This is a genomic window from Bacillus sp. GW823-FHT06A11 (genome assembly GCF_058795355.1).
The window spans coordinates 34,933-47,717 of sequence record NZ_JBXAHS010000005.1 but is presented as its reverse complement, the minus strand read 5'-3'; the positions used below and the strand labels follow the sequence as shown (position 1 = coordinate 47,717).

Genomic DNA, 12,785 nt, shown 5'->3' with positions numbered 1-12,785 from the left:
ACTTGTGCCACAAACCATCACGGTTAAAGTTAAATTGCTTCCAACAAAACAACAAATCATGCTATTGGAACAAAGTAGCCACGAGTATATAAAAGTCATTAATGCCCTTGTAGCTGAAATGGTTAAAGCAAAGAAAAGCACGAAGAAAAGTACAAAGGATATTGAGGCAAATATCCCAAGTGCGGTGAAAAATCAAGCAATTAAAGATGCGAAAAGTGTGTTTTCTACAAAGGTGAAAAAGAGTAAATACAAAATCGTTCCGATTCTAAAAAGACCTGTTTGTGTATGGAATAACCAAAACTATTCATTTGACTTCACGCACATTTCAATTCCGTTTATGGTAAACGGAAAGTCAACTCGTTTAAAGGTTCGTGCTTTATTAATCGACAAATATAATCGCAATTTCGAATTGTTGAAGCACAAATTAGGTACACTTCGTATCACGAAGAAATCTGCTAAATGGATTGCTCAAATATCTGTCACGATTCCTACAAACGAAAAAACGGGAACAAGGATTTTAGGAGTAGACTTAGGTCTTAAAGTTCCTGCGGTAGCCATCACAGATGATGATAAAGTTCGTTTCTTTGGGAACGGTAGGCAAAACAAATTTATGAAACGTAAGTTTCGCAGTGTTCGCAAGAAGTTAGGAGAAGCTAAGAAACTGAATGCCCTTCGTCAACTTGATGATAAAGAACAAAGATGGATGCAAGACCAAGACCACAAAGTAAGTCGTGTAATCGTTGATTTTGCAACGGATAATAATATTTCTGTCATTCGATTAGAGCAACTAACGAACATTAGACAGACGGCACGAACAAGCCGTAAAAACGAAAAAAATCTACACACTTGGTCATTCCATCGTTTAGCACAATTCATCGAGTACAAAGCGACATTAGTTGGCATAAAGGTCGAATATGTGAACCCCTCTTATACAAGTCAAACATGTCCGAAATGTTCTGAAAAGAACAAGGCGCAAGACAGAAAATACAAGTGCCAATGTGGATTTGAGAAACATCGTGATATCGTTGGGGCGATGAATACTCGCTACGCAACTGTGGTTGGCGGTAATAGTCAATCAGCCTAAGAACCTATATGGTCTGTCTTAGGAGGGGTGATGGCACACCCTCATCTTGAAGGCTGTTCAAAACAGAAATGGACTGCGAATGCTTAGTCATTCAAGAATCCCATCCGTTACACCGTAAGGTGTAGGACTTGCGGCTTTAGCCGTGGGAGTGTCAAAATCGCAAAAAAATCAAAGTACACTAAAAAGGAATGAGTCCAGTACAATACCGGACTCACATTCAAACAGCCGCTTAATTTTTTGTTTAATTCTTCAGGCCCAGTTCATCATAGGCGATCGATTGTTGGCTTGCTACGCTCAGTGAGTGTTATTCTTTAACTCATCTAATATTACGTTAGTTTAAGTATTGAGAGTAAAAGAATAGGAATAGAAAAATTAATGTTTTGCTAAATAATCTATTAAAGAAACTTAAAGGAATAACAAGTTCTCCTATTGTAAGGATTTTAAGTTTATCCTTATTTAGTCCTTTTATTAATTCTTTTAATGTTTGGAAATTTATTTTATTAACGAAAGACCAACTTGGCACAGCTTTTGTATCTGAACCTATTTTGAAAATGATATGAATACTATGTGCACGAAAACCGCTTATTATTAAAATAAGCATAAACCCTAAAATAATGAACCAAGTCATTTTTCAACATCTCCTTTCAGTATTTAATATTAAGATATTAAAACTGTTGAGAAAGTGTGCTGTTGTCCATGAAAAATATTGAGAATTTGTTGAGGAAATATTGAGAATGTTGCAATGCGATTGATTGTAGGGGAGTTAGAGTTAATAATGCTTGTCAGATTATATGCGTGAAAAAAGGAAATAGGAAAGAGAACAGTTGCGTAGACTGTTCTCTTAAGGAGCGGAAGTGCTGAACATTTTCAATGACAATGATTCAACCATTCCGTTAATAGTATGTGCAAATATTTATAATTCATACAAGAAAGGCGGCTATTAAAAATAGCCGCCTTGCCTCAGGGAGAATTCAAGAAAATCAGAGATTCATTATGGATACAGATTGGCTGTTACCAATCTATTCGTAGTATTGGAAAAAATTTCATAAATTATTCATAAGTTAAAATATCAATTCATCGTAGGACGAGTGACATGCAAAGTAAAAAGAGCACTTTTTAAGGTGTGTATTAGGACTTGAAAGAGGCATCAATGACAATTTAGAAAGAGATATCTCTATACAACATATGGAGGTACAATGGAAGGGTGACGATAAAAAATAAAAAGAGCAGTTAGAATGAACTAACTGCTCAGCTCTAGGGGAAATGAATAGTTTCAATTATCGAGATAATAAAAGGATAAGCAAAAAGGATTGAATTTGAAGAAAGTGTGTTGTTTTAATTGTATTAGGAGTTTTAATCATCGTATAACTATCTCCCCTATATGAATGGATAAATTGGAAAGAAGTCTTTGTATATCCTATAGGCTCGATTCTATGTATGATACTTGGACATTTTGGGTTACTAGAGTTTTATATATGAGTAGGGTTAGTATGTATTGTATGAGGTATCCTTAGGGCAATAGGAATTAGTGTTAAATAGAAAAAATAAGTGCAGAGAGCATCTAAATGGGATGATTTTTTATTTTGCATAGAAAAAGGAACCCAGAAGGGTTCCTTTTCTTATTCCGATCCATCTTAAGCGCATATAAGATAATGTTATTTTACATCTTAATATTAGGAATTAAAATAAAGAAGTAAAGATTACCATGAGGTGGTGTAAATAGGAGAAAGAACCATAAGTATTACTGCATGATCTGGTTGTAATGAGCCTTGCATGTGGATATTAAATGTCTATTAAGTAAATTGGTCAAATTTTTTCTACAGGTGTTTCATAAAGGTAGATTAATTCGTAAATATGAAGCGTTACGCTATAAGATAGAAATACTTACAAATTTTAAAAGAATTCTATTTGTGTACCAAGAAGCAAAATATATTTATGATAAAATATAGAAAAAGATGATTAAGAAGGGATAATTAAAGTGAAACCAACAATTTATGATGTTGCGGAAAAAGCAGGTGTATCAATAGCGACTGTATCCAAGGTAATTAATCAAACTGGGCGTATTAGTGAAAAAACAATAAACAAAGTAAATCAGGTAATGGATGAATTAGATTACCAGCCAAGTAGTGTAGCAGCAGCGTTAACAGGTAAAAAAACATATACGATTGGGGTACTTGTCCCAGATATCTCAAATCCTTTTTTTGCAGAAGTAGCAAGAGCTTTTGAAAATAGTGCACGAGAATCAGGGTATACACTCATTTTATGTAGTACAGACCATCAAACAAAACGTGAGCATGAATACATTGATTTATTATTTAAAAAGCAAGTAGATGGCATTATTATTGCAACGGAGCTAAATGATTATAAACTTGTAAAAAAAATCGTGAATCGAGATTTGCCACTAGTACTATTCACTGTAGATCACCCTTCCATCACGACTCATGTTGTGACAACTGATGATATGAGGGGAGGCTATCTAGCTGGAAGTTATCTAACGCAGAAAGGCCATACATCTTTAACGATTATGATGGAGAAGGATAGAAAAAGTAGCTTAGGGAGATTGACTGGTTTCAAACAAGCTCTTACAGATTCAGAGATTTCACTAGATGATGATGCTATAATTAGCTGCTATTCGACAGTGGAAGATAGCAAACGTGCAAGTAAAGAGTTACTTAATTTACCTAACAGACCCACAGCGGTTTTTGCTTGTACAGATTTGATTGCTATATGCCTTATGAATGAAGCAAGAAAACAAGGGCTTTCAATTCCAGAAGATTTATCAATTATCGGATTTGATAATACAATCTATGCTGAGATTGCAGATCCTGGGTTAACGACGATTGAACAGCCAATTACACAAATGGCAGCTTGTACGTTTGAACAACTCTTAAAAACGATGGAAATGAAGGAACATGCTAAGCAAAAAATTACAATTATTCCTCAGTTAGTAGAGCGATCCTCAGTAAAGGATATTACATGATAGATTTTTTATAAGCCTATTTGAATGTAAAAAAAGAAGGTCATCGTAACTAAGTATAGTTAGGATGACCTTCTTTTATATATAGGATTTATACAGAGAATTGCTCACCGCTTTTCGTGTTTAAATCCTGTTCCATCTCATTTTCCTTTGGAATAGTAAGGAAATGAGTTAAAAATGCACCAAAGAAATACAAACCAGCAAAGATCCACATCACGCCGCCAACACCTAAAGGACCGATGAAGGCAGTTACCACTAATGGTCCAACGAATGCTGATAATCCTGAACCTAAATTTAAGACAGACATTGCAGCTCCTTTATTTTCAGGAGATAAAGATGGGACTAATGCTGTAAGAGGTACATAACCGGCAAGTGTTGCTCCATAGCAACAGGCAACAAATAATATAGCCCAATAATTATGCCCCACCATTTGAGGTACATAATAGAGTGCAAGAGTTACAATTCCGCAACCGACTCCTCCGAACCATTTAATTGTATTTACCCAACCAAACTTGTCTCCAACAATACCAAAAATAATATTAAACACCATATTCACAAAGAATAGAGTACCCCAAATTTGAAGCCATTCAGTCATCGTAAAATTATATTTCATCATATAAGTAGGCAGGAAAACAACAAATCCAAACTGAGCGGCCGAATTTATAATTTTTACAATACCGCCTATACCAACCTTAGGATTTTCAAATGCGATGGTAATGCCTTTTAGTAACTCACTTGATTTGTTAGCGCTTACGGTTTGTGCTTTAAATCTGTCCTTATTTACAACAATTGAGAACAATCCCCCGATGACAACAAAAATTAAAGCGCTCCATAATGTAGCGATTTCTCCGATTTTAGGAACCATATAGCTAGAATAAAAGGCTCCTATAACACTAAGCCCTAGCTGGAATACGAACCAGAACCAGCCAACTGCTCTTGAAAGCATTTGCTGAGGAGTACTGTAAGATACCCAAACTAGAAAAGAATAAGCAAATAAAGGATAACCGAACCCTCGTAGGGCATAACAAATTAATATTACGGGATAATTCATATGTTGAATTCCTATACCTATGAACCCGATTGAACCTAAAATGAATGATACTAAACCAAACGTCATGACTTTTCTTGGTCCCCACATTTGTACAAATACCCCTGAAAACCAAGAAGAAGCAGATACAGTAATACCGTAAATAGTAAACAAAAATGCAGCATGTTCTAGCGTTAATCCTTTTTCAACGAGATAAGGGGATAACCATCCTTGCTCTAAACCGTCCCCAATCATAAAAACAATAATCCCTATGTATCCCCAAGTTAAATTAGAAGGGATCCCAATCCTGTCCATAAATGTTTTGTTTGAACTAATAGCGTTCATTCTCCCACCACCGATAAGTTATTTTTGGTTAAGCGCTTAATTCTTTTTGATAAAAAAAGTATACGCTTACATTGTGAGGTCGTCAATTTAATTTTTTGACAATTTACAACTTTCTTTTATAGAGGCATTCTATTTACTTATTGGACAATAAAATTATAGTGAGTATGAAAAGAAAGAAATACCTTATAGATGGGGGTTACTATTTAAAAGGCTTGGTTTTCTTTGTTATATCAGTATTTTAAAAGAATATATTTATAGCTTTTTAGATTATTTATTTCTAATTATTATTCTTTATTTTTATGTAATACGTTTATTGAAGGAACTTAAAATTCGGATGAAAAGGTAAGTATTCAAAAAAATAAAAATGTTTTCAATTTAGAATCAAGTGTGTATAATGAAGAAAAATAAGGAAAGCGCTTAACTAAAATTATTAGGCTAAACCTTATAGACTTTCATTTTTTTCTTAAATTTAAATAAAGAGGGAGAAATCATATGAATGTTTTAACGATTGGAATTATTGGGGCTGGACGAATTGGGAAACTGCATGTTGATAACTTGCAGCTTATGCCACAAGTAAAAATTAAAGCGGTTTCAGATGTAGTGATTAGTCATCTAGAAAAGTGGGCTGAGGATAAAGGGATTTCCACTCTGACTACAAACTATCAGGATTTATTAGCAGATCCAGAAATTGATGCTGTCTTTATATGTTCACCAACAAATACACATGCGCAAATTATTAAAGAAGCGGCTCTTGCGAAAAAACATATTTTCTGTGAAAAGCCTGTTAGTTTCTCAGTAGAAGAAACATTAGATGCATTAGAAGTAGTAAAAGAACAAGGCGTATCTCTTCAAGTAGGTTTTAATCGTCGTTTCGATCCTAACTTCAGAAAAGTCTATGATCTTATTCAACAAGGAGAAGTGGGACACCCACATATTTTAAAAATTACGTCTAGAGATCCACAACCGCCAAGTATTGAATATGTTCGCTCTTCAGGTGGATTGTTTATGGATATGATGATTCATGATTTTGATATGGCTAGGTATGTGATGAATAGTGAAGTTGTTGAAGTATTTGCATATGGCACAACATTAATTGATCCATCCATTCAGGAAGTAAATGATGTTGATACAGCAATTGTCACATTAAAATTTGCAAATGGAGCTTTAGGGGTAATTGATAATAGCCGTCAAGCTGTTTATGGATATGATCAGCGTGTTGAAGTGTTTGGTGAAAAAGGCGCGGTCGCTGCGGATAATTGCTGTCCGACAACAGTACAAGTTTCAAAAACAGAAGGTGTTGTAAAAGACAAGCCGCTTTATTTCTTCTTAGAGCGCTACACGCAAGCTTACATTGAGGAAGTAACACAATTTACAAAGTCAATTATAGAAGGACAAGCTGTTATTTGCAGTGGTAATGATGGATTACAAGCAGAGCGAATCGCGAAGGCTGCGAAGGAATCCTTACTAACAGGAAAACCTGTACAAATTGAACATAAACAGCCTGCATTAAATCAATAAAGAGAGCGCTTACTTATGGATGGATAAAGAGTAATGAATAGTAGGTTTATAAAAATATGAACCATATCATTCACTCATTCATAAAGCATGGGAGGTAGAAACAATGAATCCACTTATTTTTAAAGAAGATTGTCCATTAGACCTAATTGCAGTTGGACGTTTATGCGTTGATTTAAATGCCAATGAAACACAACGTCCTATGGAAGAAACAAGAACGTTTACTAAGTATGTGGGGGGATCTCCTGCGAATATCGCAATTGGTGCGGCGCGTCTTGGCTTACAAACAGGATTTATCGGTAAAGTGTCCGATGATCAAATGGGCCGCTTTATTACAGGGTACCTAAAGGATAACAATATTAATACAGATCAGATATGTATTGATCGTACAGGTGCAGTGACAGGTTTAGCTTTCACAGAAATTAAAAGCCCTGAAGATTGCAGTATTTTAATGTACCGCGACAATGTCGCAGATTTAAATCTTGATCCAACAGAAGTTTCTGAGGACTATATTAAACAATCAAAAGCTCTCTTAATTTCAGGAACAGCTTTAGCGAAAAGTCCTTCTCGCGAGGCGGTATTTTTAGCGCTAGAATATGCGCGTAAACATGATTTAGTCGTATTTTTTGATGTTGATTACCGCCCGTATACATGGCAATCAGAGGCTGAAACGGCTGTGTATTACAATCTAGCGGCTGAAAAATCTGATGTCATTATTGGGACGCGTGAAGAGTTCGATATGATGGAAAAACTATTAAACTACGAACAATCTAATGACAAAGTTACAGCTGAAAGATGGTTTTCTCATCATGCGAAAATCGTCGTAATTAAGCACGGCGGGGATGGTTCAATCGCTTATACGAGAGACGGCCAATCACACCGAGGCGGTATCTTTAAAACAAAGGTATTAAAGACGTTTGGTGCTGGCGACTCGTATGCATCTGCGTTTATTTATGGCCTAATGCAAGGGCTTGAAATTCCTCAGGCGATGCGATTAGGTGGTGCTTCTGCTTCGATTGTTATTTCTAAACATAGCTGTTCGGATGCAATGCCAACAAGGGCAGAGATTTCTACATTCATGGAAACGGCTGAGGAAATTGTATAGAAACATCATAAACCATTAATTAAGCAAGGGCGTATCTTATATACGCTTCTACATTACATAAAAGGGAGAGAATGAATATGACAGTACAAACAGCACAAATTGTAAAAAACTACATTGGCGGCGAATGGGTAGAATCTATTTCAACTAAGATGGAAGCTGTATACAATCCAGCAACAGGGGAAGTAATCGCCCAGGTACCACTTTCAACAAAAGCAGATGTTGAACAAGCTGTATTAGCAGCAAATGAAGCATTCAAATCTTGGTCCAAAACAGCTGTGCCAAAACGTGCTCGTATTCTATTTAAATATCAACAATTATTAGTAGATAACTGGGAAGAGTTAGCGAAACTTATTACGATTGAAAACGGAAAAAGCTATAACGAAGCTTACGGTGAAGTTCTTCGTGGTATTGAGTGCGTGGAGTTTGCTGCAGGTGCTCCGACATTAATGATGGGAAAACAGCTACCTGATATTGCAACAGGTATTGAGTCTGGTATGTATCGTTACCCAATTGGTGTTATAGGCGGGATTACACCTTTTAACTTCCCTATGATGGTTCCATGCTGGATGTTCCCACTTGCAATTGCTTGTGGTAATACATTTGTATTAAAACCTTCAGAGCGTACACCACTTCTAGCAGCAAGATTAGCAGAATTAGCTGCAGAAGCTGGTTTACCTAAAGGTGTATTAAATATCGTAAATGGTGCACACGATGTAGTAAATGGTCTTCTGGAACATAAATTAGTGAAGGCAATTTCATTTGTAGGTTCTCAGCCTGTCGCAGAATATGTATACAAAAAAGGAACAGAAAACTTAAAACGCGTTCAAGCATTAGCGGGTGCGAAAAACCATTCCATTGTATTAAATGATGCGAATCTTGAGCTAGCAACAAAGCAAATTATTAGTGCTGCATTCGGTTCAGCTGGTGAGCGTTGTATGGCTGCTTCTGTTGTTACAGTAGAAGAAGAAATTGCAGATCAATTAGTTGGAAGACTAGTAGAAGAAGCACATAAAATTGTGATTGGTAATGGTCTTGATGAAGATGTATTTTTAGGCCCAGTTATTCGTCATAACCATAAAGAGCGTACAATTGGTTACATCGATTCAGGTGTAGAACAGGGCGCTACATTAGTTCGTGATGGACGCGAAGACACAGCTGTAAAAGGAGCTGGCTACTTCGTTGGTCCAACAATTTTTGACCATGTTACAAAAGAAATGAAAATCTGGCAAGATGAGATTTTTGCTCCTGTTTTATCCATTGTTCGTGTGAAATCATTAGATGAAGCGATTGAAATTGCGAATGAATCTCGCTTTGCAAATGGTGCTTGCATTTATACAGATAGCGGAGCAAGTGTACGTCAATTCCGTGAAACAATTGAATCAGGTATGTTAGGTGTGAATGTTGGGGTTCCAGCACCGATGGCATTCTTCCCGTTCTCTGGCTGGAAAGATTCTTTCTATGGAGATCTTCATGCGAACGGTACTGACGGCGTTGAGTTTTATACGAGAAAGAAAATGCTTACATCTCGTTGGGAAAAGTAATCATGAAGAGAGAAGTAGAATCTCTCTAGGTGCTTGTAAGCGAAAGTAACGGAAGTAGTAAAACATAAGAAGGAAGTATTAGGAGTCTATCAAATTCCTGATACTCCTTTTTCATATGCAGAATGACTGATAGAGATAGAAAGGAGCAAACAATATGCAAACTGTTAGAATGACGACGGCGCAAGCTTTGGTGAAATTTTTGAATCAGCAATACGTAGAGTTTGATGGAAAGCAACAAAAATTTATTAAGGGAATCTTTACGATTTTTGGTCATGGGAATGTAGTAGGCCTAGGTCAAGCTTTAGAAGAAGACGCAGGGGAATTAGAAGTATATCAAGGGAGAAATGAACAAGGGATGGCAAATGCTGCGATGGCCTTTGCAAAACAAAAACACAGAAAACAAATTATGGCATGTACTTCTTCTGTTGGTCCTGGATCAGCAAATATGATTACCTCTGCTGCAACAGCTTCTGCAAATAATATTCCCGTTTTACTACTTCCAGGTGATGTATTTGCAACGAGACAGCCTGATCCTGTTCTTCAACAAATTGAACAAACACATGACTTATCTATTTCTACAAATGATGCTTTCCGTGCAGTAAGTAAGTACTGGGACAGGATAAATCGTCCTGAACAATTGATGACAGCTATGATTCAAGCCATGCGTGTTTTAACGAATCCGGCAGATACAGGAGCTGTAACAATCTGTTTACCACAAGATGTCCAAGGAGAAGCATGGGATTTTCCAAGTTACTTCTTCCAAAAGCGTGTTCACCGTATTGAACGTCGTCTACCTACAAAAGCCAGCTTATTGGATGCGGTGGAAATGATTAAGAGAAAGAAAAAGCCAGTTATGATTTGCGGTGGTGGTGTAAGATACGCAGAAGCGGCAGAACAACTCAAACAGTTTGCTGAAACATTCCGCATTCCATTTGGAGAAACGCAAGCTGGGAAAAGTGCGATTGAAAGTAGCCATCCATATAATCTTGGCGGCATTGGGGTAACTGGGAATTTAGCAGCTAATACAATTGCAAAGGAAGCGGATCTTGTTATTGGAATCGGAACAAGATTTACTGATTTTACAACGGCATCTAAACAATTGTTTCAGAATGAAGAGGTTGAGTTTTTAAACATTAACATTTCAGAATTCCATGCGAATAAGCTTGATGCATTGAAGGTTATAGCAGATGCGAAAGAAGCGCTTCTTGCTCTAATAGATGAACTGCAAGCAATTGAGTATCAATCTAGTTACACAGCAGAAATTGCTGATGTAAAAGAGGCTTGGGAAACAGAATTAGCACGTCTACATAATATTCGCTTTACAAATCAAGGTTTCACACCTGAAGTTGAAGGTCATTTCGATGAGAATTTAAATGAGTATGTAGATGCACTTGGTACACAATTAACACAGACTACGGTCATTGGACAAATCAATACATTACTTGACGAAGATTCGATTATTGTTGGCGCGGCAGGAAGTCTTCCAGGTGATTTACAAAGAATGTGGGCAGCAAGAAAACCTAATACATATCACATGGAGTATGGGTACTCTTGCATGGGTTATGAAGTTGCAGGTGCACTTGGTGCAAAGCTCGCTGAACCATCGAAAGAAGTATATGCAATGGTAGGGGATGGCAGTTACCAAATGCTTCATTCTGAGCTTGTCACAAGTCTTCAAGAAAACAAAAAAATTAACGTCTTATTGTTTGATAACTCCGGATTTGGCTGCATTAATAACTTACAAATGGGCAATGGAATGGGGAGCTTTGGAACAGAGTTTCGTTACCGAAACCAGGAAACTCGTAAATTAAACGGGGCTATTATGAAAATAGATTTTGCAGCTAGCGCGGCTGGATATGGCGTAAAAACGTATCAAGTTACATCAATGGAACAATTACAGGAAGCGCTTAAGGATGCGAAAAAACAAACAGTTTCTACATTAATTGATATTAAAGTATTACCAAAAACAATGACAAATGGATACGATTCATGGTGGCATGTAGGTGTTGCAGAAGTATCTAAAAGTCAAAGTGTACAAGCTGCGCACGAGAGTAAAGTAAGTAACTTGCAAAAAGCAAGATCTTATTAGATTAGAACACAAAGAGAGCTTTTTATCTACATGCATATTGTTTTAGGAAGCTCTCCTTTTAACGAGCGGATAATAAAAGTTGGCGAAATTCTATAACATTTTGCGAAGAGGAGAGACAAGAGGATGTTCAAAGAAAATACAATTAAGCTTGGAATTGCACCAATTGCTTGGACAAATGATGATATGCCGGAGCTAGGAGCAGAAAATACGTTTGAACAATGTATTAGTGAGATGGCACTAGCTGGATTTAATGGAAGTGAAGTAGGTAATAAATACCCGAGAAATACAGCTGTATTGAAAAAATCTTTGGAATTACGAAACTTGGAGATTGCTAGTGCATGGTTTAGTGCGTTCTTGACAACGAAGCCGTTTGAAGAGACGGTACAAGCATTTATTAAGCATAGAGATTTCTTACATGATATGGGTACAAAAGTCATCGTTGTTTCAGAGCAAGGACATAGTATTCAAGGTTTAATGGATGTACCGCTATTTCAAAACAAGCCCGTTTTTACAGAAGAAGAGTGGGAAAAGCTAGCGGATGGGTTACATCACCTCGGTAAATTAGCTCAGGAAAAGGGGCTACATATTGTATACCATCACCATATGGGTACGGGTGTTCAAACAACGGCAGAAATTGAAAAGTTAATGGATATGACGAATCCAGAGCTGGTATCCCTACTTTTTGATACAGGTCATCTTGTTTTTTCAGGAGAAGAGCCGCTTTATATTTTGAAAAAATATTTACCTCGCATTAAACATGTACATTTAAAAGATATTCGCCAGGAAGTAGTAGATGCTGTAAAGGAAAACAATTTAAGCTTCTTACAGGCAGTAAAGAATGGTGCATTTACAGTTCCTGGAGATGGCGTAATTGTATTTGATGAAGTGTTTAATACCCTTGCGAACTCTGAGTATAAAGGATGGTTTGTGGTAGAAGCAGAGCAAGACCCAGCTTTAGCAAATCCTTTTGAATACGCATTAAAAGCTCGAAAATTTATACAAGAAAAAGCAGGTTTGTAATTTAAGCATTTTAAGATTATCCCTAAGTAAATGGTATGGTAATCAACATGTCTTCTTACAAAAGGGGTAAAAAGACGTGACG

9 protein-coding genes are annotated in these 12,785 nt (G+C 36.6%); 7 read left to right on the top strand and 2 right to left on the bottom strand.

Features of this window, described 5'->3' with window-relative positions; translation table 11 throughout:
* Window positions 1-4 precede the first annotated feature (4 nt).
* Window positions 5-1,084, top strand: a complete 1,080-nt coding sequence (locus AC1Q8L_RS22445) for an RNA-guided endonuclease TnpB family protein (RefSeq protein WP_098219578.1) — start codon at window positions 5-7, stop codon at window positions 1,082-1,084.
* 331 nt (window positions 1,085-1,415) lie between these two features.
* Here AC1Q8L_RS22445 and AC1Q8L_RS22440 read toward each other — a convergent pair whose 3' ends face one another.
* Entirely contained in the window at window positions 1,416-1,712 is a 297-nt protein-coding gene (locus AC1Q8L_RS22440) for a hypothetical protein (RefSeq protein WP_061402286.1), read from the bottom strand.
* 1,350 nt (window positions 1,713-3,062) lie between these two features.
* Between AC1Q8L_RS22440 and AC1Q8L_RS22435 the strand changes: the two genes are divergently transcribed.
* A complete protein-coding gene (locus tag AC1Q8L_RS22435; protein WP_000805152.1) occupies window positions 3,063-4,064 on the top strand; it encodes a LacI family DNA-binding transcriptional regulator in 1,002 nt (333 codons plus the stop codon).
* 88 nt (window positions 4,065-4,152) lie between these two features.
* Here the strand turns inward: AC1Q8L_RS22435 and AC1Q8L_RS22430 are convergent, their stop codons facing one another.
* Complete coding sequence (locus tag AC1Q8L_RS22430) at window positions 4,153-5,433, bottom strand: MFS transporter (protein ID WP_000991761.1); 1,281 nt, start codon at window positions 5,431-5,433, stop codon at window positions 4,153-4,155.
* 492 nt (window positions 5,434-5,925) lie between these two features.
* On the opposite strand from AC1Q8L_RS22430, the gene iolG reads away from it, so the two are divergent.
* The 5 genes from iolG (at window position 5,926) to iolE (ending at window position 12,703) form a co-directional block, all read left to right on the top strand.
* Window positions 5,926-6,951, top strand: coding sequence for an inositol 2-dehydrogenase (gene iolG, locus AC1Q8L_RS22425; RefSeq protein WP_001101871.1), 1,026 nt, complete (start codon window positions 5,926-5,928; stop codon window positions 6,949-6,951).
* 103 nt (window positions 6,952-7,054) lie between these two features.
* Window positions 7,055-8,053 carry a 5-dehydro-2-deoxygluconokinase gene (gene iolC / locus AC1Q8L_RS22420; RefSeq protein WP_098398855.1) on the top strand — a complete coding sequence of 333 codons (999 nt, stop codon included), beginning with the start codon at window positions 7,055-7,057 and terminating at the stop codon, window positions 8,051-8,053.
* A gap of 77 nt (window positions 8,054-8,130) precedes the next feature.
* On the top strand, window positions 8,131-9,594 hold the full coding sequence (locus AC1Q8L_RS22415) for a CoA-acylating methylmalonate-semialdehyde dehydrogenase (protein WP_098398856.1): 1,464 nt from the start codon (window positions 8,131-8,133) through the stop codon (window positions 9,592-9,594).
* 154 nt (window positions 9,595-9,748) lie between these two features.
* The gene (gene iolD / locus AC1Q8L_RS22410; RefSeq protein WP_098817466.1) at window positions 9,749-11,683 is read left to right on the top strand and encodes a 3D-(3,5/4)-trihydroxycyclohexane-1,2-dione acylhydrolase (decyclizing); all 1,935 of its coding nucleotides are present in this window, start codon (window positions 9,749-9,751) and stop codon (window positions 11,681-11,683) included.
* A 123-nt stretch (window positions 11,684-11,806) separates the two neighbouring features.
* The gene (gene iolE, locus AC1Q8L_RS22405; RefSeq protein WP_098817465.1) at window positions 11,807-12,703 is read left to right on the top strand and encodes a myo-inosose-2 dehydratase; all 897 of its coding nucleotides are present in this window, start codon (window positions 11,807-11,809) and stop codon (window positions 12,701-12,703) included.
* Window positions 12,704-12,785 lie beyond the last annotated feature (82 nt).

Coding starts and splice junctions, on each gene's coding strand:
- AC1Q8L_RS22440 (WP_061402286.1), bottom strand. CDS start 1,712: ATGACTTGGTTCATTATTTTAGGGTTTATGCTTATTTTAATAATAAGC.
- AC1Q8L_RS22430 (WP_000991761.1), bottom strand. CDS start 5,433: ATGAACGCTATTAGTTCAAACAAAACATTTATGGACAGGATTGGGATC.
- iolG (WP_001101871.1), top strand. CDS start 5,926: ATGAATGTTTTAACGATTGGAATTATTGGGGCTGGACGAATTGGGAAA.
- iolC (WP_098398855.1), top strand. CDS start 7,055: ATGAATCCACTTATTTTTAAAGAAGATTGTCCATTAGACCTAATTGCA.
- AC1Q8L_RS22415 (WP_098398856.1), top strand. CDS start 8,131: ATGACAGTACAAACAGCACAAATTGTAAAAAACTACATTGGCGGCGAA.
- iolD (WP_098817466.1), top strand. CDS start 9,749: ATGCAAACTGTTAGAATGACGACGGCGCAAGCTTTGGTGAAATTTTTG.
- iolE (WP_098817465.1), top strand. CDS start 11,807: ATGTTCAAAGAAAATACAATTAAGCTTGGAATTGCACCAATTGCTTGG.